This window comes from Streptomyces sp. NPDC107550 (assembly GCF_055639095.1).
Window position 1 is genome coordinate 86,961 of sequence record NZ_JBVKBC010000004.1, and the last position, 24,328, is coordinate 111,288.

Genomic DNA, 24,328 nt, shown 5'->3' on the forward strand with positions numbered 1-24,328 from the left:
CTGCTCACGCTCCGGCGGTGGCGACGAGGACGACGGCGACCACCAGGACGACGGTGCCTGCGAGCAGCGCGCTGAGGTAGGTCTGCACGTTGCCGGTCTGGGCCCGGCGCACGATCCGGCCCAGCACCTCGGGGGTCCCGGCCGCGCCGCGTACGTACGTGTCGACGACCGCGCGGTCCAGGAAGGCGACCAGGTCGGCCGCCGCCCGCACCGGCCGTACGAACAGGGCGGCGTACACGGCGTCGAGCCGGAAGCCGGCTGCCGCGGGGCGGTGCAGCGGGCCCAGCAGGAGCCGGCCCGGGTCGGCCGGGTCGGGGGCGCCGGCGACATCGCCGTAGGCGGGGGCGTGGGAGGCGATGGCCTCGGCTTCGACCAGGCCCGCGTCGCCGCGCTCGGTGTCGACGGCGACCGCGCCGAGGGGGGCGGCGGCACGGGCGGCGGCGGTCGTGGTGTGGCGCCAGGCCCCGTAGGTGACCAGGCCGCCGATGAGCGCGACGCCGGTGCCGAGGACGGACGTGGTCAGCGTCGGGGTCAGTGAGCCCCCGTCGAACCAGTCGGGCAGTACGCCCGTGGCGAGGCCGAAGGCGAGGGAGGGGACGGCGAGGACCCACAGGACGACGTTCATGACGACGGGCTGCCGGCCGTGGTCGGGGGCCGCGGGGCCCCGCCCGTTGAAGGCGAGCAGCCACAGCCGGGTCGCGTACGCGGCGGTGAGCAGCGCGGTGACCAGGCCGGCGACGAGCACGATCCAGCCGGCCGCCGAGGGGGCGGCGAGCGGGCCGTGGCCGGGGGCGGTGGCGGTGTGCTCGGCGGCGCCGAGGACGGCTTCCTTGGAGAAGAAGCCGCTGAACGGGGGGATCGCGGCGAGCGCGAGCAGCGCCACGGTCATCGTCCAGAAGGCGTCGGGCACCTTGTCGCGCAGACCGCCCATGCGGGACATCGCGGCGAGGGAGTTGGTGCCGGCGGCGTGGATGATCACGCCGGCCGCGAGGAACAGCAGGGCCTTGAAGGCGCCGTGGGACAGGAGGTGGAAGACGGCGGCACCGCGGTCGCCGACGGCGAGGGCGCCGGTCATGTAGCCGAGCTGGCCGATCGTCGAGTACGCGAGGACGCGCTTGATGTCGTCCTGGGCGAGCGCGGCGAGGGCGGAGCCGGCCATGGTCAGCGCGGCCATGACGGCGAGCACGGTCATCGCCGCGCGGGAGGCGGCGAAGACGGGGAGGAGACGCGCGACGAAGTAGACACCGGCGGCGACCATGGTCGCGGCGTGGATCAGCGCGGAGACGGGCGTGGGGCCCGCCATCGCGTCGGGCAGCCAGGTGTGCAGCGGGAACTGCGCGGACTTGCCCGCCACGCCCGCGAGGAGCAGCAGCGCGATCAGCGTCGGGTGGTCGAGGCCGCCGGCGGTGACCTTGCCGAGGATCGCCGTGACGCGGAAGGAGCCGGCGTCGGCGGCGAGCGCGAACAGGCCGATGAGGAAGGGGACGTCACCGAGCTTCGTGACGAGGAACGCCTTGAGGGAGGCGGCGCGCGCCTCCGGGGTCTGCCAGTAGTGGCCGACGAGGAAGTAGGAGCAGATGCCCATGATCTCCCAGCCGACCAGCAGCACGATCAGATCGCCGGTGTAGACGACGAGCAGCATCGCGGAGGTGAACAGCGAGACGAGACAGGCGTACGAGGCGTAGCGCGGGTCGTCGCGCAGATAGCCCGTCGAGTAGAGCTGGACGCAGGACGCGACGAGGGCCACGAGGACGGCGACGAGGGCGGCGAAGCCGTCGATGTGCAGGGCGAGTTCGATCGGCACGGAGCCGGTCGGGGTGAGTTCGGTGTGCGCGTCGAGGGCCGTGGTGCCGTTGCCCGTGCCGCCGCCCTGGCGGACCGCGACGAGGACGGCGAGGACCAGCGCGGCGAGCGTCGGCAGCAGCGCCAGCGGGCGGACGAAGCCGGGCACGGCGCGGCCGAGGAGCAGGCCGGCGGCGGCGCCGAGGAACGGCAGGAGGGGGACGAGGACGGCGAGGGTCGTGGTGGTCACGCGGTGGCCTCGGCCTTCTCGTCGCCGCCGGCGGTCTGCGCGCGGCCGTGGGACGGGTCGTACGGGGTGGTGTCCTCGGGGGCCGTCCCCTCGGGGGCGCTCGGGTCGTCGGCCGGGTCGCGGGGCTCGGCGGAGTCCCGCAGCCGGTCGATGTCGGCGGTGCCGCGGGCGCGGTGGACGGCGAGGACGATGGCCAGGCCGATGCCGATCTCGGCGGCGGCGACGGCGATCGTGAACAGGGTGAGGGCCTGGCCGGCGTGGAGGGTGTCGCGGAGCCAGACGTCGAAGGCGACGAGGTTCAGGTTGACGGCGTTGAGCATCAGCTCGACCGACATCAGGACCAGGATCGCGTTGCGGCGGGCGAGGACGCCGTACAGGCCGGTGCAGAAGAGGAGGGAGGCGAGGACGGCGGGGTAGGCGAGGTGCATCAGTGGTCGCCCTCCCCCGCGCCCGAGGGCCCGGCGTTCTTCTTGCGGGACAGGACGATCGCGCCGACCAGCGCGGCCAGCAGCAGGACGGACAGCGCCTCGAACGGCAGCACCCAGTGCCGGAACAGGACGGAGCCGGTGACGGCCGTGCTGCCCGACGCGGACCCGGCGCTGTTGTCGCCGAGGTCGAGCCAGGTCGTGCGGAAGGCGTCGACGACGACCCAGACGAGGGCGGCGGCGGAGGCGAGGGCCACGGTGAGGGCGGCCCAGCGGTTGGGGCTGTCCGCGTCCGGGGACCGGCCGATGGGCGCGCGCGTCAGCATCAGCCCGAACAGCAGGAGGACGACCACGGAACCGACGTAGATGAGCACCTGCACCCACGCGATGAACTCGGCGGTGAGCAGGAGGTACTCGACGGCGAGACCGCCGAGGGCGACGACGAGCCACAGGGCGGCATGCACCAGTTGCCGGGTGGTGACGGTGACGACGGCGGCGCCGAAGGTGACCAGGCCGACGAGGAGGAAGGCGATCTCGACGCCCGTCGGGGAGAGGAAGCCGGGGCCTTCGGCGGCCCTGGCGACGACCGTGGTCGTCGGCAGGGCGAGGGCGGCGAGACTCATCCGTCCGTCTCCTCTCCGGTCTGGGTCTGGGCCTGGGTCTGGGCCGCGGCGAGTTTGTCGGCGGTCTTGCGGGCGGCCGCCAGTTCCTTCGGCTCCTCGGCGGCCGGGTCGAGCGCGGGCGGGGCCGGGACCGTCCACATCCACTCGCGGAGCTTGTCGCGCTCGTGGGTGAGTTCGCGGATGTCGGTCTCGGCGTACTCGAACTCCGGGGACCAGAACAGCGCGTCGAAGGGACACACCTCGATGCAGATACCGCAGTACATACAGAGGGAGAAGTCGATGGCGAACCGGTCGAGGACGTTGCGGGAGCGCTCGCGGCCGCCGGGCGCGGCGGGCGGCACCGTCTCCTTGTGGGAGTCGATGTAGATGCACCAGTCGGGGCACTCGCGGGCGCACAGCATGCACACCGTGCAGTTCTCCTCGAACAGGCCGATCACGCCGCGCGTGCGGGGCGCGAGGTCGGGCTGCACGTCGGGGTACTGCTCGGTGACGGTCTTACGGGTCATCGTGCGCAGGGTGACGGCGAGGCCCTTGGCCAGACCGGACCCGGGGAACTTCGCGGACATCAGCTGATCGCCACCTTCACGATTCCGGTGAGCGCGATCTGCGCCAGGGCGAGCGGGACGAGGACGGTCCAGGACAGTTTCTGGAGCTGGTCCTCGCGCAGACGGGGATAGGAGACGCGCAGCCAGATCACGACGAAGGCGAGGACGGCCGTCTTCAGCAGCGTCCACACCCAGCCGAGGCCGTCGGCGCCCCACGGCCCGTGCCAGCCGCCGAGGAAGAGGACGGTGGTCAGGCCGCACAGGACGACGATGCCCGCGTACTCGGCGAGGAGGAAGAGAGCGAACCGCAGGCCCGTGTACTCGGTGTACGCGCCGAAGATGATCTCGGAGTCGGCGACGGGCATGTCGAAGGGCGGGCGTTGCAGTTCGGCGAGCCCGGCGACGAAGAAGGCCAGGGCGCCGACGATCTGCCAGGGCAGCCACCACCACCGGAACGCGTCGAGGATGCCGGGCAGCGAGACCGTGCCGGCGGCCATGGCGACGGAGGCGGCGGCGAGCAGCATCGGCAGCTCGTACGCGAGGAGCTGCGCGGCGGTGCGCAAGCCGCCGAGCAGGGAGAACTTGTTGGCGCTCGCCCAGCCGGCCATGAGCGCGCCGAGGACGCCGACGCCCATCACCGCGAGCACGAAGAAGACGCCCGCGTCGATGACCTGGCCGACCGCGCCGTCGCCCGGGCCGACCGGGATCGCCAGCAGCACGAGGAGGTACGGGAGCAGGGCCACGGCGGGCGCCAGCTGGAAGACGCGGCGGTCGGCGTCGGCCGGGACCACGTCCTCCTTCTGCGCGAACTTGACGCCGTCGGCGACGAGTTGGGCCCAGCCGTGGAAGCCGCCCGCGTACATCGGGCCGAGGCGGCCCTGCATATGGGCCATGACCTTGTGTTCGGCCTGGCCGACGACCAGCGGCAGGACCAGGAAGGCGACGAAGACGACGAGCAGGCGCAGGGCGACGTCGAGAGCGTCGTTCACGCGGTGCCTCCGTTGCCGTCGTTGTTGTCGTTACCGGTGGTGCCGGTGTTACCGGTGGTGCCGGTGTTACCGGTGTCACCGGGGTCGTCGCCGGTGTCGCCGTCCGCGCCCGTGCTGTCCGCGCCGGGGTCCTCGGCGGGAGCCTCCGCGGCCCGGGGCTCCTCGTCGAACGCTGGTTTCGCGTGGTGCCAGGGCGCGTCACTGGACCGGGGCGGACGGGCGGGCGCCGGCGCCGGGGGTGCCGTCTCGCCGTCCGCCGGGGGCGTCGCCCGCTGGGAGGCGGAGCCCTGCGAGGCACTGCGGGAGCGGCGCGCGGGGCGCCCGGCGCCCTCGGCCGCAGCCGGCGTACCGGTACCGGCCGGGGCGGGACGGTTCGGCGTGCCCGTGTCTTCGGGCGCGGCCTGAGCCTGGCTCGCCGAGCCCTGACTCGCGGACCGCATACGCCGAGCGGGCCGCTCCCCGGCAGCACGCCCGGCACCGGCACCCGTGTCACCGGCGTCCGAAGCCCCGGCACCCGCACCAGCCGCACCGGCACCAGCAGCCCCGGCACCCGCACCAGCCGCACCCGCACCCGAAGCCCCGGCACGAGCAGCACCCCCGCGCGCCCCCGCACCGGAAGCCCCCGCACCCGCACCGGCGGCCCCCGCACCCGCCCGCGCCGCTCGCGCGGGCCTGGCCGGGGCCGGGGGGAGCTGGCCCTTGAGGGGACCCCACTCGTTCGGGTCGGGGACGCCCGGCGGCAGCATCTGGCGGCGCTTGGGCCCGCCGTGCTCCGACTCCCCCGGCTCCTTCGCGCCGGGCCACGCCTTGGCGACCCGCGCGGCGAGCACGAAGTCCTTGCGCAGCGGGTGGCCCTCGAAGCCCTCGGGCAGGAGCAGCGGGTCGAGCCCGGGATGCCCGTCGAACTCGACGCCGAACATCTCGTGCGTCTCGCGCTCGTGCCAGGCGGCGCCCGCGTAGACGCCGACGGCGGAGGCGAGCCGGGGGGCGTCGTGCGGGACGGTCGTCCGCAGCAGCAGCCGGCGTACGTCACCGGGGGCGAGGGCGGCGACGTGGGCGCAGACGCGGAAGCCCGTGCCGGGCTCGTCGACCGCGCTCAGCCAGTCGAAATAGGTGCAGTTCAGCGTCGTACGGGCGGTGTCGAGGGCGTCGGTCCAGGCGGCGGGAGGCACGTCGACGGTCAGCAGGTCGTACGCCTCCTCGACCGTGGCGTCGGCCCCGAACAGCTCCTCGACCGGGCGCGGCAGCCAGCTCATCGCCCACCCCCGGCACCCTCAGCACCCTCAGCCCCAGCGACCCCACCAGCACCCTCAGCAGCCCCATCGGCACCGCCAACCCCACCAGCACCGGCACCGGCACCGGCACCCGCAGAGCCACCGCCACCCTCAGCAGCCCCACCGCCCCCCGCCGGCCCCCGCACGAGCCCGCTCCGCAGCGCCCCCGCGGAGGGGCGCCCCGCGGCCGCGTCGGCGGAGACGTACCGCTCGCCCAGCGACTCGCGCGCGATCTTCTCCTGGAGCTTGAGGATGCCCTGGAGCAGCGCCTCGGGCCGGGGCGGGCAGCCGGGCACGTACACGTCCACGGGGATGATCTGGTCGACGCCCTTGGTGACGGAGTAGGAGTCCCAGTAGGGGCCGCCGCAGTTGGAGCAGGCGCCGAAGGAGATGACGTACTTCGGCTCGGGCATCTGCTCGTACAGCCGCTTCACGGCGGGCGCCATCTTGTCCGTGACCGTCCCGGAGACGATCATCAGGTCGGCCTGGCGCGGTCCCGGCGCGAACGGGATGACGCCGAGCCGGATGAAGTCGTGCCGGGCCATGGACGCGGCGATGAACTCGATGGCGCAGCACGCGAGGCCGAAGTTGAAGACCCACAGCGAGTAGCGGCGGCCCCAGTTGAGGACCACCTTCATCGGTTCGGGGGCCAGGCGCGAGAGCACGCCGAGCCGCTTGGGCTCCGGGAGGAGAACGGGCTCCGGGGTCACGTCCACGTCAGGACGCCCTTCTTGTATGCGTACAGCAGGCCCACGGCGAGGAAGCCGAGGAAGACGAACATCTCGACGAGCGTCGCGGCGCCGTAGCCCGGCGCGGCGAAGACCGTGGCCCAGGGGAAGAGGAAGATCGAGTCGACCGCGAAGATCACGTACAGGAAGGCGTACACGTAGTAGCGGACCTGGGTGTGGGCCCAGCCGTCGCCGACGGGGTCGACACCGCACTCGTACGTGAGGAACTTCTCGCGCGTGGGCACGACCGGGCGCAGCAGCTTGCCCGCGCCGAAGGCGACGGCGACGAACAGCACGCCGACGACGGCGAGCAGTCCGACCACCGAGTACGAGCGGAAGTAGTCCGCCGCGATGACGGTCACGTCTCAGCCCCTCGCGTGTCGTTGGTGGCGTCCGCCGGTCCGCCGGGGCCTGCGATCCGGTGGCACCGGCGATCCGGACGATCTGTACGCACGGGAGTCTAGGGCCTGTTAAAAGGACGGTAAGCAGCCCGGGGGCGGTGCGGTGGCGGTGCGGTCACCGAGCGGGGTGGGGATATCCCCCGGCCGCCCCCGGCGGTCCGCCTCATGGCGCCGCGCCGCGCTCACAAGGCACTCTTCCGGTATGACCGACCGTCTTCCCGATTCTCCGTCGCCCGAGGGCGACGACGAGCGCCCGCTGCCGCCGGCGCGTCTCGCGCTCGACCCGCAGACCTGGCGGGAGATCGCGTACCTCCTGAGCAGTTTTCCGCTCGCCGTCCTCGGGTTCGTGTACGCGCTGACGATGGTGTCGGTGGGCGGCACCCTGACCGTGACCGTGATCGGGCTGCCGCTGATCGCGGCCGGGCTGCGCGGCGCGCGCTGGCTCGGGCGGGCGGAGCGGGCCCGCGCCCGGGGTCTGCTGCGGCTGCGCATCGACGAGCCGAGCCCACTGCCGGTGCGCAGGGAGGACGGTTTCTTCGGCTGGCTGTGGAACGGGCTGAAGGACCCGGTCGGCTGGCGTTCGGTGCTGTACGAGCTGATCCGGCTGCCGTGGGGCGTGCTGACGTTCTCGGTGACGCTGGTGGGCCTGGTGGCGCTGTGGCCGGTGATGCCGTTCGTGGCGCGCGGCCTGACGAACGCGGACCGCGCGATGGTACGGGCCCTGCTCTCGCCGTCCGACGAGCTGGAGCGGCGGATCGCCGAGCTGGAGTCGGACCGGGGTGTGGTCGTGGACACGGCAGCCGCCGACCTGCGGCGCATCGAACGCGACCTGCACGACGGCGCGCAGGCCCGCCTGGTCAACCTGGCGATGGGCCTCGGGCTCGCCAAGGAGAAGCTGCTGGAGGACCCGGACGCGGCGGCGGCGATGGTCGACGAGGCGCACGGCGAGGTCAAGCTCGCCCTCCAGGAGCTGCGCGACCTGGCCCGGGGCATCCACCCGGCGGTCCTCACCGACCGGGGCCTGGACGCGGCCCTGTCCTCGGTCGCCTCCCGCTGCACGGTCCCGGTGGCGGTGACGGCGGATCTGCCGGGCCGCCCGGCCGAGGCCATCGAGGGCATCGCCTACTTCACGGTCTCCGAGCTGCTCCAGAACGTCAGCAAGCACAGCGGGGCGCGGTCCGCTTCGGTGGAGGTGTGGCGCTCGGGCGACCGGCTGCTGATCCAGGTGCGCGACGACGGACGCGGCGGCGCGAGCCTCGACAAGGGCACCGGCATGGCCGGGCTCGCGGAGCGGCTGGGCGCGGTGGACGGCCTGTTCGTCGTGGACTCCCCGGAGGGCGGGGGGACGACGGTGACGGCGGAACTGCCGTGGCGGGACCGTTCGTACGCCGCCGCTCCCCTGCCGACGACACCGCCCGGCGCGGCGCGGGGGTAGGGAAAACCCCCGGCCGAAGACGCCGACGCGCCGCATGGTCCCGGCCCGCCCCCGAGCGGACCCTGGAGTACACGGGGGCGGGCGGGCCCCGAGATCCGAAGGGTACGAGCGAGCAGTACGGCAGCATCCCGTACGACCGAGCAGAAACGGACGAAGCGATGGCCACGCAGCACTACGGATACCGCGAGTACGCGAGCGGCGGCCAGGGCGCGCCGGCGCCGCGCGGCGGGCTCGGCCGGCTCCCCGCGGGCCTGCGGGCCCCGGTCGAGGGGCGCACCTGGCGGGAGCTGGCGTTCGTGCTGACGAGCCTGCCGCTGGCGATCGTGACGTTCGTGTGGGCGGTGACGATGCTGTCGATGGGCGCGGGCCTGCTCATCACGTTCATCGGGGTGCCGGTGCTGGCGCTGGGGCTCGCCGGGGCGCGCGGTTTCGGCGCGCTCGAACGGGTGCGGGCGCGGGCGCTCCTCGACCTGGACGTGGAGTCGCCGGGCCCGGTCCGGCCGCGCACGGGCTCCCCGCTGGCGTGGATGGGCGCGCTCCTGAAGTCGGGCGCTTCCTGGCGGCACATGCTGTACGACGTGCTGCGGTTCCCGTGGGCGGTGTTCGCGTTCTCGGTGGCGCTGACGTTCTTCACGGCCGGCTGGGGGCTGCTGACGTATCCGCTGTGGCGGTGGGTGTTCCCGATGTACGTGGGGCAGGGTGGCATCCAGTTGTACGGGGACGAGCACCACGCGGTGTATCTGGACAACGCGTTCGAGATCACGCTGACCGCGCTCGTCGGCCTCGCCGTGACGCTGGCGACGCCGTGGGTGGTGCGGGCGCTGACGACGGTGGACCGGCTGCTGATCGCGGGGCTGCTCGGCCCGTCGCGGCTGACGCGGCGCGTGGTGGAGCTGGAGTCGGACCGGGGCGTGGTCGTGGACACGGCAGCCGCCGACCTGCGGCGCATCGAGCGCGACCTGCACGACGGCGCGCAGGCCCGCCTGGTCAGCCTGGCGATGGACCTGGGACTCGCCAAGGAGAAGCTGACCGAGGACCCGGACGCGGCGGCGCGCATGGTGGACGAGGCGCACGGCGAGGTGAAGACGGCCCTCCAGGAGCTGCGTGACCTGGCCCGGGGCATCCACCCGGCGGTCCTCACCGACCGGGGCCTGGACGCGGCCCTGTCCTCGGTCGCCTCCCGCTGCACGGTCCCGGTGACGGTGGAGGTGGACCTCGCCGAGCGGCCCGCGCCCGCGATCGAGGGCATCGCCTACTTCACGGTCTCCGAACTGCTCCAGAACATCAGCAAGCACAGCCGTGCCACGCGCGCCGAGGTCGATGTGTGGCGCGCGGGCGACCGGCTGCTCATCCAGGTCTTCGACAACGGCGTGGGCGGCGCGGACGCGGACGGCGGCTCCGGCCTCGCCGGGCTCACCGAGCGCCTCGACGCGGTGGACGGCGTGCTCCTGGTCGACTCGCCGCCCGCGGGCCCGACCCGGGTGACGGCGGAGCTGCCCTGGCGCCACTCCTGACGCCCCTGACCCTTCCCGCCGGCCTCGGCCGGTGAGCGGTGCGGCTGCCCCCGCGCCGCTCACCGGCATGCCCGGGCCCGGTGCGCGGGGTGCGGGCGGGGGCCCTGCGATGCCGGTGAGTCGGGGCGTGCGGCCCGGCGGGTGGGGGCGTAGGGCCCGGTAAGTAGGGGCGTAGGGCCCGGTGGGTGGGGACGTGCGGGCCCGGATGCTGGGATGCTTGTCCCGTCGAGAAAGCCCCGTAGGCCGGATGCCGGGGGCGCTGGGGGGACGGAAACGTGGAGGACAGGGTGCGGGTCGTCATCGCCGAGGATTCAGTGCTGCTCAGGGAGGGCCTGACCCGGCTGCTGACCGACCGGGGCCTGGAGGTCGTCGCGGGGGTCGGCGACGGCGAGGCGCTCGTCAAGACGGTCATGGACCTCGGCGCGCAGGACGAGCTGCCGGACGTCGTGGTGGCGGACGTGCGGATGCCCCCGACCCACACCGACGAGGGCGTGCGCGCGGCGGTGCAGCTGCGCGGCCTGTTCCCGGGGCTCGGGGTGCTGGTCCTGTCGCAGTACGTGGAGGAGCGGTACGCCACCGAACTGCTCGCCGGCTCCAGCCGCGGCGTCGGCTATCTGCTGAAGGACCGGGTCGCCGAGGTGCGGGAGTTCGTGGACGCGGTGGTGCGGGTGGCGCAGGGCGGCACGGCACTGGACCCGGAGGTCGTCGCGCAGCTCCTCGGGCGCAGCCGCAAGCAGGACGTGCTGGCGAATCTGACGCCGCGCGAGCGCGAGGTGCTGGGCCTGATGGCGGAGGGCCGGACGAACTCGGCCGTCGCGCGCCGGCTCGTGGTGAGCGACGGCGCGGTCGAGAAGCACGTCAGCAACATCTTCCTGAAGCTGGGCCTGTCGCAGAGTGACGGGGATCACCGGCGGGTCCTGGCCGTGCTCACCTACCTCAACTCATGATCACCTGACACCCTGTCAGATGTACTCCGTCCCTTGGGATGGCGCGTTCCGACTCCGGGCAGAGCGGGACGAACCGGGCGACAAATACGGCCAGAAGCCGTCTCATTTTCCGGTCCGTCATGCGAATGCTCGGGGGAAGGCGACCCTTACCGACGTAGGGTTGGCCCTGGGAAGGCCGGTCGGACGGCCCTGCCCGTAGAGCCGCCTCGAAGGAGGTCCAGTTCAAGTGACCAGCCAGGTCAGTAGCCCAGCCGAGCAGGCCGAGGGGGCCGACAGCGCGGTGGTCGGAGAGCAGCGGACGCACGAGCGCGCGTCGAACAAGGACGTACGGCGCCTGGACCGGGTGATCATCCGGTTCGCGGGCGACTCGGGTGACGGCATGCAGCTCACCGGGGACCGCTTCACGTCGGAGACCGCCACCTTCGGCAACGATCTGTCGACCTTGCCGAACTTCCCGGCCGAGATCAGGGCACCCGCCGGCACCCTGCCCGGAGTCTCCTCGTTCCAGTTGCACTTCGCGGACCACGACATCCTCACGCCCGGCGACGCGCCGAACGTGCTGGTGGCGATGAACCCGGCCGCCCTGAAGGCGAACATCCAGGACCTGCCGCGCGGCGCGGAAGTCATCGTCAACACGGACGAGTTCACCAAGCGCGCGATGGCCAAGGTCGGTTACGAGGAATCGCCTCTGGAGGACGGCTCCCTCGACGGCTACCACGTCCACCCGGTGCCACTGACGACGCTGACCGTGGAGGCGCTCAAGGAGTTCGACCTCTCGCGCAAGGAGGCGGAGCGCAGCAAGAACATGTTCGCGCTCGGCCTTCTGTCGTGGATGTACCACCGGCCGACCGAGGGCACCGAGCGCTTCCTTAAGCAGAAGTTCGCCCGTAAGCCCGAGATCATGAAGGCGAACCTCGCGGCCTTCCACGCCGGCTGGAACTTCGGCGAGACCACCGAGGACTTCGCGGTCTCCTACGAGGTGGCCCCGGCCGCCACCGCCTTCCCGGCCGGCACCTACCGCAACATCTCCGGGAACCTGGCCCTGTCCTACGGCCTGATCGCCGCGTCCCGCCAGGCGGACCTCCCGCTCTACCTCGGCTCGTACCCGATCACGCCGGCCTCGGACATCCTGCACGAGCTGTCCAAGCACAAGAACTTCGGCGTACGGACCTTCCAGGCGGAGGACGAGATCGCGGGGATCGGGGCGGCGCTGGGCGCGGCCTTCGGCGGCTCTCTCGCCGTCACCACGACCTCGGGTCCGGGTGTGGCGTTGAAGTCGGAGACGATCGGGCTGGCGGTCTCGCTCGAACTGCCGTTGCTGATCGTGGACATCCAGCGCGGCGGCCCCTCCACCGGCCTGCCCACCAAGACGGAGCAGGCGGATCTCCTCCAGGCCATGTACGGCCGCAACGGTGAGGCACCGGTCCCGGTGATCGCCCCCTGCACGCCCGCGGACTGCTTCGACGCGGCGCTGGAAGCGGCCCGGATCGCGGTCACGTACCGCACCCCGGTCTTCCTGCTGTCGGACGGCTACCTGGCCAACGGCTCCGAGCCCTGGCGCATCCCCGAGGTCGATGAACTCCCGGATCTGCGGGTGCAGTTCGCGCAGGGCCCGAACCACACCCTCGACGACGGCAGCGAGGTCTTCTGGCCGTACAAGCGTGACCCGCACACCCTGGCCCGCCCCTGGGCCGTGCCCGGCACCCCCGGTCTGGAGCACCGGATCGGCGGGATCGAGAAGCAGGACGGCACGGGCAACATCTCCTACGACCCGGCCAACCACGACTTCATGGTCCGCACCCGCCAGGCGAAGATCGACGGCATCGACGTACCGGATCTGGACGTGGACGACCCGTCCGGTGAGGCGACCACGCTCGTGCTCGGCTGGGGTTCGACCTATGGCCCGATCACGGCTGCGGTGCGGCGGCTGCGGGGGGCCGGGGAGCGGATCGCGCAGGCGCATCTGCGGCATCTGAACCCGTTCCCGAAGAACCTCGGTGACGTGCTGAAGCGGTACGACAAGGTCGTCGTGCCCGAGATGAACCTCGGCCAGCTCGCCACCCTCGTCCGCGCCCGCTACCTGGTCGACGCGCACTCCTACAACCAGGTCAACGGCATGCCGTTCAAGGCCGAGCAGCTCGCCACGGCCCTCAAGGAGGCCATCGATGGCTGACACCACGACCCCGGAGGCGACGACGCCCGGCGGGACCGCCGGAGGCGGCGAGACGCTGCTGTCCCTGGTCCCCAAGGCCGAGGCCAAGCAGTCGATGAAGGACTTCAAGTCGGACCAGGAAGTGCGCTGGTGCCCCGGCTGCGGTGACTACGCGATCCTCGCCGCCGTCCAGGGCTTCATGCCCGAACTCGGCATCGCCAAGGAGAACATCGTCTTCGTCTCCGGCATCGGCTGCTCCTCCCGCTTCCCGTACTACATGAACACCTACGGGATGCACTCCATCCACGGCCGCGCCCCCGCCATCGCCACCGGACTCGCCTCCTCCCGGCGCGACTTGAGCGTGTGGGTCGTCACCGGCGACGGCGACGCCCTCTCCATCGGCGGCAACCACCTCATCCACGCCCTGCGCCGCAACGTCAACCTCAAGATCCTCCTCTTCAACAACCGCATCTACGGACTCACCAAAGGCCAGTACAGCCCCACGTCCGAAGTCGGCAAGATCACCAAGTCCACCCCGATGGGCTCCCTCGACGCCCCCTTCAACCCGGTCTCCCTCGCCATCGGCGCGGAAGCCAGCTTCGTCGCCCGCACCGTCGACTCCGACCGCAAGCACCTCACCTCCGTGCTCCGCGCCGCCGCCGACCACCCCGGCACCGCCCTCGTCGAGATCTACCAGAACTGCAACATCTTCAACGACGGCGCCTTCGAAGTCCTCAAGGACAAACAACAAGCCGAGGAAGCCGTCATCCGCCTCGAACACGGACAGCCCATCACCTTCGGCGCCGGGGGCTCGAAGGGCGTCGTCCGCGACCCCTCCACCGGCGACCTGCACGTCGTAGCCGTCACCGAGGACAACAAGGCCGACATCCTCATCCACGACGCCCACGCCACCTCCCCCACCACGGCCTTCGCCCTCTCCCGCCTCGCCGACCCCGACACCCTCCACCACACCCCCATCGGCGTCCTGCGCGACGTCGAACGCCCCGTCTACGACACCCTCATGTCCGACCAGCTCGACACCGCCGTCGAACAGAACGGCAAGGGAGACCTGGCGTCCCTCCTGACCGGCACAGACACCTGGCCAGTCCTCGACTGACCCCACACACAGGGGGGCCCGGACCCCAACACCACCCCGGGCCCCTCCGGCGCCCCCGGGCCCCTGGGCTGAGGCCACGCCCCGCTCTGAGGACGGCCGTACGAGGTCACTCGAAGGAGTGGGATCGGCCGGTCTCACGAGGGCACGGAACCGTCGTGCTCCGGTCAGGTTCCAGCGGGCGTCCGCCGGGGTCACGGGCGCGGCGGAAGGATGCGGCACGCCCTCCGAAGGGACGGACGCGCGCCCATCCGGACTACCGCCCGTTTTGCTTCCCCGCGGTCACTTCGGCGAAGGTTCAGCACCCGACCATCGTTCAGTCCGAGGAGACCCCCGAAGTGAAGATCGTTCGTCGCGTGGGGGACGCCCCCGGCTTGAGGGGTTGCGGCACCGGCGAGACCTGCCCGGACATCTTCGAACTGAGTGACACCAGTTACGCGGTGATCGGCACGGACGCCACCGAGTCCCTGCGTGACAGCCTCCCGCAGGGCGTCACCCTCGGCGCCGGCGAGCGCGTCGTCGTGATCACCCGGGCCACGCTGGTGCGCGCCAAGCGCGACCTGCCCGACGCCTGACACCTGACACCAGAGGCCTGACGCCGCCCCGCGCCGCCTCCTGAACACCCGGGCGTCGCCGGCGACTTCACGCGCCCTCGGGCCCGACCACCCACCATTCCTCCGCGCCCGCGGCGAGCTCTTCCATCATGGCGTCGAGGGCCTCGTTGACGCGGGCGTCCAGGCTTTCGGGGGCGAGGCTGCGGCGGTGTTCCTTCGTGCGGTCCCAGAACTGCTTGAAGAACTCGTTGCGGCACAGGATGCGCAGGTGGCCGATCAGCTCGTCCCAGCCGAAGACGCCGACGCGGTGGGCGAGCAGCAGGACGGAGTACTCGCGGTTGGCCCAGAGCATCAGGCGGCGGTCGCGTACGGAGAGGCCGGGCAGGGTGCTCAGGGCGGCGGCGAGGTCCGGATCGGCGATGGCCCGGTCCAACTGGTCCAGGAACAGGGTGTGCTGGCGGAGCGTGTTGGCGCGGCACAGCTCCTGCACCAGTCGTTCGAGGAGCTCGTCCCGGTGGCGGCGGCGGTCGATCCCGGCCCTGAGCCAGGTTCCGACCCCCCGCAGCGGTGCTGTCAGTGTGACCATGTCAAGGAGACCCCCCGGTCGGCGCAACGGGCGGAACGTTCCACCTCCAGGGTGCCGAGCGGGTTCGGGACGCGCGGGAGGCGGACAGGGGGCGCACAGAGGGATGGCGGGTCCGGTGCGGCTCGGCGCCCTACCGGGTGTCTGCCCCTGATGCGCCGTCCACATGCCGGGCCGGGCGGCCCGCGGGCTCCCGGACGGCCGACGTGGCGCCCGGGTACGCCAGTCGGACGACGCCGGTCACCGGGCCTCGTCGTACTCCTGGCGGGCCCGCTCCACGTCGGCCATGCGCCGGGCCGTCCACACGGAGAGCCCGCGGACCAGCTCCGCGGCCTCCCGGCCGAGCGGGGTCAGCGAGTAGTCGACGCGGGGCGGGATGACGGGCTTGGCGTCGCGGTGCACGATCCCGTCCCGCTCCAGCGTCTGGAGCGTCTGCGTCAGCATCTTCTCGCTGACCCGCCCGATCTCCCGGCGCAGCTCGCTGAACCGGTACGAGCGCTCCTCCAGCGCCAGCAGCACGAGCACGCCCCAGCGGCTGGTGACGTGCTCCAGGACCAGCCTGTGCGGGCACATCTCCTCGCCCTGCCGGAGCTTCATCACTACGTCGTCACTCACCTTCATGCCAGTACCTTACTTTGAAGTGGGTACTTTCTTCTAGTAAGCGCCCCCTTTACGGTGAGTGGCACACCCCGTCACCAAGGAGATGTCACCCATGAGCCTCGTCGTCACCGGAGCCACCGGACACCTGGGCCGCCTCGCCGTCGAGGGCCTGCTCGCCGCGGGCGTCCCGGCCGGGCGCGTCGCCGCCGTCGTACGCGACAAGGAGAAGGCCGCCACCCTCGCCGAGCGCGGCGTCGAGATCCGCGTCGCCGACTACAGCGCCCCCGAGACCCTGCGGGACGCCTTCCGCACCGGCGACCGCGTGCTGTTCGTCTCCGGCAGCGAGATCGGGCAGCGCCTGCCGCAGCACCGCGCGGTGATCGACGCGGCCCAGGCCGCGGGCGTGGCGCTGCTCGCGTACACCGGCGTCCTCGGCGGCCCGGACGCCGACTTCACGCTGGCCGACGAGCACAAGGCGACCGAGGCGGCGATCCTGGAGTCCGGCCTGCCGTACACGTTCCTGCGCAACGGCTGGTACCACGAGAACTACACGGAGAACCTCGCCCCGGTCCTCGCGCACGGCGCCGTCGTCGCCAACGCGGGCGAGGGCCGTATCGCCTCCGCCGCCCGCGCCGACTACGCGGCAGCCGCCGTCGCCGTCCTGACCGGCGAGGGCCACGAGGGCCAGGCCTACGAGCTGAGCGGCGACGACGCCTGGTCGCTGAGCGAGTACGCGGCCGAGGTCGCCCGGCTCAGCGGCAAGGAGATCGTCTACCGGCCCGTCTCCGCCGCCGAGCACCGCGAGGTGCTGCTCGGCGCGGGCCTGCCCGCCCCCTTCGCCGACATCCTCGTCGACGTGGACGAGGCCATCGCCCGCGGCCGCCTCGCCCACCGCGACGGCACCCTCGCCCGCCTCATCGGCCGCCCCACCACCCCGCTCGCCGACGCGATCGCCGCCGCGCTGCGCTGACCCGCCGAACCGTCAGGACCGTATGGCGATACGGGCATGACATACCGGGCCCCGCAGCGCTACCTTTCTGGTGGCCGCCGCGGGGCTGCCGCATGTCGTGAGGAGGGCGGCCGTGGCCGAGAGGGAACAGCAGGGACGCGAGCAGGGGCGCGTCGGGCTTCTCAACGGCTTCGCGGCCTACGGGATGTGGGGCCTCGTCCCCCTCTTCTGGCCACTGCTCAAGCCGGCCGGCGCACTGGAGATCCTCGCCCACCGCATGGTGTGGTCGCTGGTCGCCGTCGGGCTCGCGCTGCTGCTGTTCGTACGCCGCTGGGACTGGGCCCGCGACCTGCTGCGCCAGCCGCGCAGGCTCGCCCTGGTGGCGCTCGGCGCGGCCGTCATCACCGTCAACTGGGGCGTCTACATCTGGTCGGTGAACGCCGGGCACGTCGTCGAGGCGTCCCTCGGCTACTTCATCAACCCGCTCGTCTCCATCGCCCTCGGCGTCCTGCTCCTCGGCGAGCGCCTGCGGCCCGCGCAGTGGGCGGCGGTCGGCATCGGCGTCGCGGCCGTGCTGGTGCTCGCCATCGGGTACGGGCGACCGCCGTGGATCTCGCTGGTCCTCGCGTTCTCCTTCGGCTCGTACGGGCTCGTGAAGAAGAAGGTGGACCTGGGCGGCCTGGAGTCGCTCGCCGCCGAGACCGCGATCCAGTTCCTGCCCGCCCTCGCCTACCTCCTGTGGCTCACCGCGCAGGGTGACCTCGTCTTCGGCCACGCGGGCGCGGGCAACGCGGCACTGCTCGCCTCCACCGGCCTGGTCACCGCGATCCCGCTGGTCTGCTTCGGCGCCGCCGCGATCCGTGTGCCGCTCTCCACGCTCGGGCTGCTCCAGTACCTCGCGCCGGTCTTCCAGTTCCTGCTGGGCATCGTGTACTTCCACGAGGAGATGCCGCCCGAGCGCTGGGCCGGGTTCGCCCTGGTGTGGGCGGCCCTGATGATCCTCACGTTCGACGCGCTGCGCACCGCGCACGCGGGCCGCGCGGAACTGACGCGGGCCGCCGCCGCGCGCACGGTCGCCGAGACGGCCGCGGGCGGCGCCGTCGAGCGCGAGCGCGCGCGCTGAGCCGACACCCCCTGCTCCGGGGGCCGTTCTGTTCCGGGGGGCCGTTCTGTTCCGGGGGCCGTTGTCAGTGGGGTCCGCTTCACTGGGGACATGACTACTGGAGACAGCGGTACGGGGGACAGCCGTACCGGGGACATGACCACCGGCGGCGTCACCTTCGAGTGGAAGCTCGTCGTGGACGCCGCCGACCCGCACGCGCAGGCGGAGTTCTGGGCGGCGGCACTGGGCTACGAGGTCGAGGACAACGCGGCACTGATCGAGCGCCTGCTCGGCATGGGCGCGCTGCCGAAGGAGCAGACGGTCGAGTTCCGGGGGCGGCGCGCGTTCCGTGACCTGATCGCGGTGCGCCATCCCGGCGACCCCGTGGAGGAGGCGACCGGTACCGGGCTCGGGCGGCGCCTGCTGTTCCAGCGCGTCCCCGAGGCCAAGTCCGGCAAGAACCGGCTGCACATCGACATCCACGCGGGCCCGGAGCGAAGAGAGGCCGAGGTCGAGCGGCTGACGGCGCTGGGGGCGCGGGTGCGGCAGCGGGTGGAGACGCCGGCCGGTTCCTGGGTGGCGATGACGGACCCCGAGGGGAACGAGTTCGACCTGCAGTGACGGCGGGGCCGAGGGCGTAGCTCGGGGCGTACGGGTTCGGGGCGTGCGGGGGTCGGGCGTACGGGGAGTCGGTTCACCCGAGCGGGGTCTTCCGCGTTGTAGATGCGCATGCATATACTGCACACGCATCTACAACGCGTCCGCGTCTTTGGGGGATCCATGGCCGACCGCTCTTTCCTCTTCGTCCTCGGCAGCAGCCGCTCCGACGGCAACAGCGAGCTGCTGGCCCGCCGCGCCGCCGAGCAACTGCCGCCGGGCATCGGGCAGCGCTGGATCGACCTCGCCCGGCACCCGCTGCCCGACTTCGAGGACCTGCGCCACGACAGCGACCACCGCCGCCCGCACGGCGACAACACCGCGCTCCTGCTCGACGCGACCCTCGCCGCGACGGACATCGTGATCGTGTCGCCGCTGTACTGGTACACGCTCTCCGCCCCGATGAAGCGCTACCTGGACCACTGGTCGGGCTGGCTGCGCACCCCCGGCGTCGACTTCAAGGAGACGCTCGCCGGCCGCACCCTGTGGGGCGTCACCGCGCTCGCGCACGAGGAGAGCGAGGTGGCCGACCCGCTCGTCGGCGCCCTGCGCAACTCGGCGGCGTACATGGGCATGCGCTTCGGCGGCGTCCTGCTGGGCAACGGCAGCAGACCGGGCGACGTCCTGCGCGACGAGGCGGCGCTGACCCGCGCGAAGACGTTCTTCGAGGGCGAGCCGCCGTTCGCCCGGTACGGCTACGAGACGGCGGCGGCCTGACGCCCGTACGGGGTGCTCGCGGCCCGACCCTAGGCGGTGACGTCCTTGGAGGTGAAGCGCGCCCAGGCCGCCGAGCCGAACACCGCGGCGTACAGGGCCTGGAGGCCGAGGTTCTTGAGCAGGCCGTCCCAGTAGACCGGGTCCCGCATCAGGTCCGCGAAGGACAGCCAGTGATGGGAGAACAGATAGGGCTGGATGGCGTGGAGCTGGGGGATCTGGTCGAGGATCTGGACCGTGATGAGCAGGCCGACGGTGGTGGCCATCGCCGCGATGCCGCTGTTGGTGAGCGTGGAGACGAACAGGCCGAGCGCGGCGATGCCGATCAGCGACGCCGCCACGACCAGCGCGATCAGCAGCGCCCGCCACAGGCCCTCGCCGTAGCCGATCCGGGTGCCGGAGATCGTGACCACGTCCCCGAGGGGGAACAGGGCCAGGCCCGTGACCAGCGCCGAAACCGCCACGACCAGCGTTCCGGCGAGGCAGAAGATCAGGGAGGTCGCGTATTTGGTGAGCAGCAGCCGGGTCCGGCCGGCCGGAGCGACCAGGAGATAGCGCAGGGTGCCGGCGCTCGCCTCCCCCGCGATGGCGTCCCCGGCGATGACCCCGACGGCCATCGGCAGGAAGAACGGCAGGGTCGCCGCGAGCGCGGTGAAGACGAGGAACAGGCCGTTGTTCGTGATCTGCGCGATGAACGCGGGCCCGCCGCCCTCCGGCCCGCCCCCGGCCGCGCCGGCCTGCCCGCCCGTCTCGATCCGCACGGCGATCCCGATGAGCACCGGGACCCCGGCGAGGACCGCGAGCAGGGCCAGCGTGCGCCAGCGCCGGAAGGTGACGGCGACCTCGCTGCGCAGCAGCCCGAGCGTACGCAGCGGACGAAAGCGCGCGGCGCCCGTATCGGCCCCCACCGCACCGCCACCGGAACGCGTACCCACACCGAAGCCGGCCCCCGGACCCGACCCGCCACCGGCACCAGGTCCCGTACGTCCGCCCGAGCCCATGCTCGCTCCCGCCTCGGCCCCCGTACCGGCGCAGGGGCCCGCGCCCAAGTCCGTGCCCGCGCCCGACTCGACCCCCGCACCCGCACCGGAGCCCGCGCCCGAGTCCGTCCCCGCGCCCTCGCGCGACCCCGGACCCAGGTCCCGTCCCGCGCTCCCACGCTCCCCCGCGCCCAGGTCCCGTCCCGCGTCCCCGCGCGAGCCCGTGTCCGGTTCAGCCCGCGACATCGAAGCCCTCCCCTGTCAGGGCGACGAACGCGTCCTCCAGGGAGGCGCGTTCGACGCCGAAGCCGCGTACGCGGACGCCCGCCGCGACCAGCGCCGCGTTCAGCTCGGCCACGTCCGTTCCGGGCGGCGGCGGCTCGGCCCGTACCGTGTCGCCGGCCGTCTCCAGGACCGTGACCCCGTGCTCCTTCAGGACGCGGGCCGCGTCCGCCGGGTCGGGGGTGGTGACCTGGAGCGTGCCGCGAGCGCCGCCCGCCAGCTCCGCGACCGGGCCCTGGACCAGCAGCCGGCCCTGGGCCATCACGGCGGCGTGCGTGCACACCTGCTCGATCTCGTCGAGGAGGTGGGAGGAGAGGAAGACGGTCGTGCCGTCCGAGGCCAGTTCCCGCACCAGCGTGCGGATCTCGCGCATGCCCTGCGGGTCGAGCCCGTTCGTCGGCTCGTCGAGGACCAGCAGGCGGCGCGGCTGGAGCAGGGCCGCCGCGAGCCCGAGCCGCTGTTTCATCCCGAGGGAGTACGCGCGCGCCTTCTTGCCCGCGGCCGCGCCCAGGCCCACCCGCTCCAGGGCCCGCGTCACCCGGCGGGCGCGGGTGCGCGGGTCGGCGGTCGGGTCGGCGGCGTCGTAGCGCAGCAGGTTGTCGCGGCCGGAGAGGAACCCGTACAGGGCCGGGCCCTCGATCAGCGCGCCGACGTGCGGCAGGACCGCGCGGCCGGCGCGGGGCATCGGGCGGCCGAGCAGCCGGGCGGTGCCCGAGGTCGGCTCGATGAGGCCCATGAGCATGCGGATGGTGGTCGTCTTGCCCGATCCGTTCGGCCCGAGGAAGCCGAAGACGGCGCCCTCGGGGACCGTGAGGCTCAGCCCGTCCACGGCCGGCCGCCCGCCCCGGTAGCGCTTGGTCAGCTCCTCGGTCTCGATGACCGCCGCCATGCCCCTCCTCGTCCGTCACGCGGGCGCGGGGACGCCACGTGCCGCCGTCTCCGTCACCCGGGCGCGGGGACGGCGTGTGCCGCCGCCCCCGCGCCCCGCGAGCCGTCGCCGGCCCGCGCGGGGTCAGCCCTTCTCGGCCACCTTGACCAGGGTGTCCTTGGTGACGGCACCGGCGTACGCCTTGCCGTCCTCGGTCACCAACACGTTCACCAGGCGCGTCGAGAAGACCGTGCCCTTGCCGAACGAGCCGTGGACCTTGTCCCCCAGCGAGCCGATGAACTTCTGCGCGTCGGGCGGCAGGTCGGCGCCGCTCCGCGCGCCGGACGCGATGCCCGCCGCCTCCTTGGGCAGCTTCAGCTCGGCGACGGACGTCCAGCCCTTGCCGACGATCATGGGACCGCCGAGGTGCTCGGGCCGCCCGGCCTCGGGCTTGCCCTGCCGCTGCCGCTCCTGCTTCGCCTGGTCGGCCTCGGTCACCTTCATGCCCTTCGCGGGCTTGAAGTCGAACGTGGACGCGGCCGGCTTGCCGAAGTCGACCTTGGTGAAGCCCGCGTCGACGACGGCCGCGCCGCCGCTCGCCGGGGTGAGCGTGAACTTCAGCGGCGTACCGGTCTTGGCGTCCACGGAGACCGTGATCGCGCCGACCGTCGAACCGGCCTGCTTGGGCTTGATCTGGAGGCGGTAGGCGTCACGGCCGGCGACCTGCGAGGTGCCGTCGACGGTGAAGGACGTGGTGTCGCCGGACGCCTTGAGGACCTCGTCCGTGAACTGCTTGGGCGTGGCCGGCATGCCCTCGGGCCGCTTGCCGACGTCGAGCGGGCCGCCCGGCGTCTTCGACGGCTTCTCGGCGCCCGCCCGCTCGCCGGAGCGCGGCTGCTGCGCGTGGAACGCCTCGTTGGACTTGCTGTCGTAGCCCCAGACGTCCGCGCCGTTGTGGATCAGGCTGTACTCGGACGCGTCGTCGAGGACGGACAGCTTCTGGCGGTCGGGGCCGTCGGCGGCGACGCGCAGGGTGTGCGTCCCGGAGGCCAGTTCGCCGAGCTTGGCGCGCGGGTCGGCGGAGGAGCCGGAGCCGGGGCCGCCCGAGGCGCCCGGGGCGCCGCCGGTCAGGCCGCCGGCCGCGGCGCCGCCGAGCGAGGGCAGACCGAGGTCGGTGTGGATCTTGACGGTGCCGGACAACTGCTCGGTGTCCGACTTCGCGATCTTCTCGATGAGCTGCTGCGCGGTGATCTTCGGCAGGTGCGGGTCGCCCGAGTCGGCGAGCGCCGGGACGAGCCCGATGGTCGCCGCGGCCACCCCCACCACGGCCACCGGGACCGCGTACCGGGCCGCTTTGCGGGGTCCGGTGCTCTGTTCGGTTTCGTTCGGTGCCATGTCTGTTGCCCTACCTCCGTGATCGGCGGCGGCTTACCGTCGTGTGCACACGTCCACCCCCAGCCGCCATTCTCACCCGAATTGGTCTGGAGTGGTGTACCCCTATCTGACCAAAACGGCACCGCGAAGACGTCAGACCCCGGGATCAACTCGGCGTACACCCACGGGATGACACAAGGGCCCTCGCCCCCTGACACCCCGTAGGGGACACCACCCGCCCGGCTGACCCGGACGGGTGGGCGCGGGCGCGACGGACGGGTGACCCCGGGCGCGACGGGCGGGCGGGCCGGGCGGGCCCGTGATCGGCGGTCAGCCCGCGCGGTGCACCACGGCGTCGCACAGCTCGACCAGCGCCGCCTTCGCCTGGCACTCCGGCAGCGGGGCGAGCGCGGCGCGCGCCTCCTCGGCGTAGCGCACGGTGTCGCGGCGGGCCTGCTCCAGCGCCGGGTGGGCGCGCAGCCGGCGCAGCGCCTCGGCGTGTCGCTCGTCGTCGGTGAGGTCGGAGTCGAGCAGTTCGACCAGCTCGCGGTCCTCGGCGAGCCCGAGCTTGTCGGCGCGCTCGCGCAGCCGCAGCACCGGCAGCGTGGGGATGCCCTCGCGCAGGTCGGTGCCGGGCGTCTTGCCGGACTCGTGGGAGTCGGAGGCGATGTCGAGGACGTCGTCGGCGAGCTGGAAGGCGACGCCGAGCCGCTCCCCGTACTGGGTGAGGACGTCCACGACGGTCTCGTCGGCGCCGGACATCATGGCGCCGAAACGACACGCCACGGCGATCAGCGAGCCGGTCTTGCCGCCGAGCACGTCGAGGTAGTGGTCGACCGGGTCGCGGCCGTCGGCCGGGCCCGCGGTCTCCAGGATCTGGCCGGTGACCAGCCGTTCGAACGCCTCCGCCTGGATGCGTACGGCGTCCGGGCCGAGGTCGGCGAGGATGTGCGAGGCGCGGGCGAAGAGGAAGTCGCCGGTGAGGACGGCCACCGAGTTGTCCCAGCGCTGGTTGGCGCTCGGCACCCCGCGGCGGACGTCCGCCTCGTCCATCACGTCGTCGTGGTAGAGCGTGGCGAGGTGGGTCAGCTCGACGACGACGGCCGAGGGCACGACACCCGGCGCGTACGGGTCGCCGAACTGCGCGGCGAGCGTCACGAGCAGCGGCCTGAAGCGCTTGCCGCCGGCGCGCACCAGATGCTGGGCGGCCTGCGTGATGAAGGGAACCTCGCTCTTGGTGGCTTCGAGCAGTCCCTCCTCGACAGCCGCCAAACCGGCCTGGACATCGGCTTCGAGAGCCTGGTCCCGCACGCTAAGACCGAAAGTCCCGACGACGGTCACGAGTGGGTCTCCTGTCTGCTGACGATCACATGGCGAACTCGGTCGATCATTCGGTCGATGACACGGTTTGTCGATGTGTCGCTGCCATCACTCAAGTCAGCGTATCCGGTCCCGTTTCGATCACAGGGGGCGCCCGCCCGGACAG

General features: G+C 72.8%; 24 protein-coding genes. 10 read left to right on the plus strand and 14 right to left on the minus strand.

Annotated features, from left to right (window positions below; all coding sequences use genetic code 11):
- Positions 1-4: 4 nt before the first annotated feature.
- Genes ACZ7LY_RS07565 through ACZ7LY_RS07600 form a run of 8 tightly spaced genes read right to left on the minus strand, consistent with a single transcriptional unit; the run spans position 5 to position 6,978 of the window.
- Positions 5-2,032, minus strand: a complete 2,028-nt coding sequence (locus ACZ7LY_RS07565; protein ID WP_471623584.1) for an NADH-quinone oxidoreductase subunit 5 family protein — start codon at positions 2,030-2,032, stop codon at positions 5-7.
- On the minus strand, positions 2,029-2,460 hold the full coding sequence (gene nuoK / locus ACZ7LY_RS07570) for an NADH-quinone oxidoreductase subunit NuoK (protein WP_471623585.1): 432 nt from the start codon (positions 2,458-2,460) through the stop codon (positions 2,029-2,031). The genes ACZ7LY_RS07565 and nuoK overlap by 4 nt, the downstream gene beginning before the upstream one ends.
- Positions 2,460-3,080 carry an NADH-quinone oxidoreductase subunit J family protein gene (locus ACZ7LY_RS07575; protein WP_471623586.1) on the minus strand — a complete coding sequence of 207 codons (621 nt, stop codon included), beginning with the start codon at positions 3,078-3,080 and terminating at the stop codon, positions 2,460-2,462. The genes nuoK and ACZ7LY_RS07575 overlap by 1 nt, the downstream gene beginning before the upstream one ends.
- Positions 3,077-3,646, minus strand: a complete 570-nt coding sequence (locus tag ACZ7LY_RS07580; RefSeq protein WP_471623587.1) for a NuoI/complex I 23 kDa subunit family protein — start codon at positions 3,644-3,646, stop codon at positions 3,077-3,079. Before ACZ7LY_RS07580 ends, ACZ7LY_RS07575 begins: the two co-directional genes overlap by 4 nt.
- On the minus strand, positions 3,646-4,614 hold the full coding sequence (locus tag ACZ7LY_RS07585; protein ID WP_471623588.1) for a complex I subunit 1/NuoH family protein: 969 nt from the start codon (positions 4,612-4,614) through the stop codon (positions 3,646-3,648). Before ACZ7LY_RS07585 ends, ACZ7LY_RS07580 begins: the two co-directional genes overlap by 1 nt.
- The gene (locus ACZ7LY_RS07590; protein ID WP_471623589.1) at positions 4,611-5,870 is read right to left on the minus strand and encodes an NADH-quinone oxidoreductase subunit C; all 1,260 of its coding nucleotides are present in this window, start codon (positions 5,868-5,870) and stop codon (positions 4,611-4,613) included. Before ACZ7LY_RS07590 ends, ACZ7LY_RS07585 begins: the two co-directional genes overlap by 4 nt.
- Positions 5,867-6,604, minus strand: a complete 738-nt coding sequence (locus ACZ7LY_RS07595) for an NADH-quinone oxidoreductase subunit B (RefSeq protein WP_471623590.1) — start codon at positions 6,602-6,604, stop codon at positions 5,867-5,869. Before ACZ7LY_RS07595 ends, ACZ7LY_RS07590 begins: the two co-directional genes overlap by 4 nt.
- The gene (locus ACZ7LY_RS07600) at positions 6,595-6,978 is read right to left on the minus strand and encodes an NADH-quinone oxidoreductase subunit A (RefSeq protein WP_471623591.1); all 384 of its coding nucleotides are present in this window, start codon (positions 6,976-6,978) and stop codon (positions 6,595-6,597) included. Before ACZ7LY_RS07600 ends, ACZ7LY_RS07595 begins: the two co-directional genes overlap by 10 nt.
- Positions 6,979-7,219: 241 nt before the next feature.
- On the opposite strand from ACZ7LY_RS07600, the gene ACZ7LY_RS07605 reads away from it, so the two are divergent.
- The 6 genes from ACZ7LY_RS07605 (at position 7,220) to ACZ7LY_RS07630 (ending at position 14,754) form a co-directional block, all read left to right on the plus strand.
- Entirely contained in the window at positions 7,220-8,452 is a 1,233-nt protein-coding gene (locus tag ACZ7LY_RS07605; protein WP_471623592.1) for a sensor histidine kinase, read from the plus strand.
- 158 nt (positions 8,453-8,610) lie between these two features.
- Positions 8,611-9,966, plus strand: a complete 1,356-nt coding sequence (locus ACZ7LY_RS07610; protein ID WP_471623593.1) for a sensor histidine kinase — start codon at positions 8,611-8,613, stop codon at positions 9,964-9,966.
- Between the two features lie 287 nt (positions 9,967-10,253).
- On the plus strand, positions 10,254-10,913 hold the full coding sequence (locus ACZ7LY_RS07615; RefSeq protein WP_471623843.1) for a LuxR C-terminal-related transcriptional regulator: 660 nt from the start codon (positions 10,254-10,256) through the stop codon (positions 10,911-10,913).
- A 226-nt stretch (positions 10,914-11,139) separates the two neighbouring features.
- On the plus strand, positions 11,140-13,086 hold the full coding sequence (locus ACZ7LY_RS07620; protein WP_471623594.1) for a 2-oxoacid:acceptor oxidoreductase subunit alpha: 1,947 nt from the start codon (positions 11,140-11,142) through the stop codon (positions 13,084-13,086).
- Complete coding sequence (locus ACZ7LY_RS07625) at positions 13,079-14,182, plus strand: 2-oxoacid:ferredoxin oxidoreductase subunit beta (protein ID WP_471623595.1); 1,104 nt, start codon at positions 13,079-13,081, stop codon at positions 14,180-14,182. Before ACZ7LY_RS07620 ends, ACZ7LY_RS07625 begins: the two co-directional genes overlap by 8 nt.
- Before the next feature lie 335 nt (positions 14,183-14,517).
- Positions 14,518-14,754 (plus strand): hypothetical protein, encoded by a 237-nt coding sequence (locus tag ACZ7LY_RS07630; RefSeq protein WP_471623596.1) that lies wholly within the window; start codon positions 14,518-14,520, stop codon positions 14,752-14,754.
- A 67-nt stretch (positions 14,755-14,821) separates the two neighbouring features.
- Here the strand turns inward: ACZ7LY_RS07630 and ACZ7LY_RS07635 are convergent, their stop codons facing one another.
- Both ACZ7LY_RS07635 and ACZ7LY_RS07640 read right to left on the minus strand, forming a co-directional pair.
- The gene (locus ACZ7LY_RS07635; protein WP_471623597.1) at positions 14,822-15,319 is read right to left on the minus strand and encodes a DUF6082 family protein; all 498 of its coding nucleotides are present in this window, start codon (positions 15,317-15,319) and stop codon (positions 14,822-14,824) included.
- A 237-nt stretch (positions 15,320-15,556) separates the two neighbouring features.
- Complete coding sequence (locus tag ACZ7LY_RS07640; RefSeq protein ID WP_471623844.1) at positions 15,557-15,913, minus strand: winged helix-turn-helix transcriptional regulator; 357 nt, start codon at positions 15,911-15,913, stop codon at positions 15,557-15,559.
- Positions 15,914-16,028: 115 nt separating this feature from the next.
- On the opposite strand from ACZ7LY_RS07640, the gene ACZ7LY_RS07645 reads away from it, so the two are divergent.
- The 4 genes from ACZ7LY_RS07645 (at position 16,029) to ACZ7LY_RS07660 (ending at position 19,341) form a co-directional block, all read left to right on the plus strand.
- Positions 16,029-16,886 carry an SDR family oxidoreductase gene (locus tag ACZ7LY_RS07645; protein WP_471623598.1) on the plus strand — a complete coding sequence of 286 codons (858 nt, stop codon included), beginning with the start codon at positions 16,029-16,031 and terminating at the stop codon, positions 16,884-16,886.
- A gap of 184 nt (positions 16,887-17,070) precedes the next feature.
- Positions 17,071-17,988: an EamA family transporter RarD gene (rarD, locus tag ACZ7LY_RS07650; protein WP_471623845.1), complete on the plus strand. Its 918-nt coding sequence runs from the start codon at positions 17,071-17,073 to the stop codon at positions 17,986-17,988.
- A gap of 135 nt (positions 17,989-18,123) precedes the next feature.
- Positions 18,124-18,588, plus strand: coding sequence for a VOC family protein (locus ACZ7LY_RS07655; protein WP_471623846.1), 465 nt, complete (start codon positions 18,124-18,126; stop codon positions 18,586-18,588).
- Positions 18,589-18,747: 159 nt separating this feature from the next.
- Positions 18,748-19,341: a flavodoxin family protein gene (locus ACZ7LY_RS07660; protein WP_471623599.1), complete on the plus strand. Its 594-nt coding sequence runs from the start codon at positions 18,748-18,750 to the stop codon at positions 19,339-19,341.
- Between the two features lie 29 nt (positions 19,342-19,370).
- Here ACZ7LY_RS07660 and ACZ7LY_RS07665 read toward each other — a convergent pair whose 3' ends face one another.
- The 4 genes from ACZ7LY_RS07665 to ACZ7LY_RS07680 all read right to left on the minus strand — a co-directional run bounded on the left by ACZ7LY_RS07665 (position 19,371) and on the right by ACZ7LY_RS07680 (position 24,183).
- On the minus strand, positions 19,371-20,339 hold the full coding sequence (locus tag ACZ7LY_RS07665) for an ABC transporter permease (protein WP_471623600.1): 969 nt from the start codon (positions 20,337-20,339) through the stop codon (positions 19,371-19,373).
- A gap of 211 nt (positions 20,340-20,550) precedes the next feature.
- Positions 20,551-21,489 carry an ABC transporter ATP-binding protein gene (locus tag ACZ7LY_RS07670; RefSeq protein ID WP_471623601.1) on the minus strand — a complete coding sequence of 313 codons (939 nt, stop codon included), beginning with the start codon at positions 21,487-21,489 and terminating at the stop codon, positions 20,551-20,553.
- A gap of 123 nt (positions 21,490-21,612) precedes the next feature.
- Positions 21,613-22,863, minus strand: coding sequence for a DUF2092 domain-containing protein (locus ACZ7LY_RS07675; protein ID WP_471623602.1), 1,251 nt, complete (start codon positions 22,861-22,863; stop codon positions 21,613-21,615).
- A 309-nt stretch (positions 22,864-23,172) separates the two neighbouring features.
- Positions 23,173-24,183, minus strand: coding sequence for a polyprenyl synthetase family protein (locus ACZ7LY_RS07680; RefSeq protein ID WP_471623603.1), 1,011 nt, complete (start codon positions 24,181-24,183; stop codon positions 23,173-23,175).
- Between the last annotated feature and the right edge of the window lie 145 nt (positions 24,184-24,328).

What these genes read in the sequence shown, in the direction of transcription:
- ACZ7LY_RS07575 (WP_471623586.1), bottom strand. Translation starts at nt 3,080, where the DNA reads ATGAGTCTCGCCGCCCTCGCCCTGCCGACGACCACGGTCGTCGCCAGG.
- ACZ7LY_RS07675 (WP_471623602.1), bottom strand. Translation starts at nt 22,863, where the DNA reads ATGGCACCGAACGAAACCGAACAGAGCACCGGACCCCGCAAAGCGGCC.
- ACZ7LY_RS07625 (WP_471623595.1), top strand. Translation starts at nt 13,079, where the DNA reads ATGGCTGACACCACGACCCCGGAGGCGACGACGCCCGGCGGGACCGCC.
- rarD (WP_471623845.1), top strand. Translation starts at nt 17,071, where the DNA reads ATGTGGGGCCTCGTCCCCCTCTTCTGGCCACTGCTCAAGCCGGCCGGC.
- nuoK (WP_471623585.1), bottom strand. Translation starts at nt 2,460, where the DNA reads ATGCACCTCGCCTACCCCGCCGTCCTCGCCTCCCTCCTCTTCTGCACC.
- ACZ7LY_RS07635 (WP_471623597.1), bottom strand. Translation starts at nt 15,319, where the DNA reads ATGGTCACACTGACAGCACCGCTGCGGGGGGTCGGAACCTGGCTCAGG.
- ACZ7LY_RS07605 (WP_471623592.1), top strand. Translation starts at nt 7,220, where the DNA reads ATGACCGACCGTCTTCCCGATTCTCCGTCGCCCGAGGGCGACGACGAG.
- ACZ7LY_RS07660 (WP_471623599.1), top strand. Translation starts at nt 18,748, where the DNA reads ATGGCCGACCGCTCTTTCCTCTTCGTCCTCGGCAGCAGCCGCTCCGAC.
- ACZ7LY_RS07610 (WP_471623593.1), top strand. Translation starts at nt 8,611, where the DNA reads ATGGCCACGCAGCACTACGGATACCGCGAGTACGCGAGCGGCGGCCAG.
- ACZ7LY_RS07640 (WP_471623844.1), bottom strand. Translation starts at nt 15,913, where the DNA reads ATGAAGCTCCGGCAGGGCGAGGAGATGTGCCCGCACAGGCTGGTCCTG.
- ACZ7LY_RS07655 (WP_471623846.1), top strand. Translation starts at nt 18,124, where the DNA reads ATGACCACCGGCGGCGTCACCTTCGAGTGGAAGCTCGTCGTGGACGCC.
- ACZ7LY_RS07645 (WP_471623598.1), top strand. Translation starts at nt 16,029, where the DNA reads ATGAGCCTCGTCGTCACCGGAGCCACCGGACACCTGGGCCGCCTCGCC.
- ACZ7LY_RS07670 (WP_471623601.1), bottom strand. Translation starts at nt 21,489, where the DNA reads ATGGCGGCGGTCATCGAGACCGAGGAGCTGACCAAGCGCTACCGGGGC.
- ACZ7LY_RS07590 (WP_471623589.1), bottom strand. Translation starts at nt 5,870, where the DNA reads ATGAGCTGGCTGCCGCGCCCGGTCGAGGAGCTGTTCGGGGCCGACGCC.
- ACZ7LY_RS07580 (WP_471623587.1), bottom strand. Translation starts at nt 3,646, where the DNA reads ATGTCCGCGAAGTTCCCCGGGTCCGGTCTGGCCAAGGGCCTCGCCGTC.
- ACZ7LY_RS07665 (WP_471623600.1), bottom strand. Translation starts at nt 20,339, where the DNA reads ATGGGCTCGGGCGGACGTACGGGACCTGGTGCCGGTGGCGGGTCGGGT.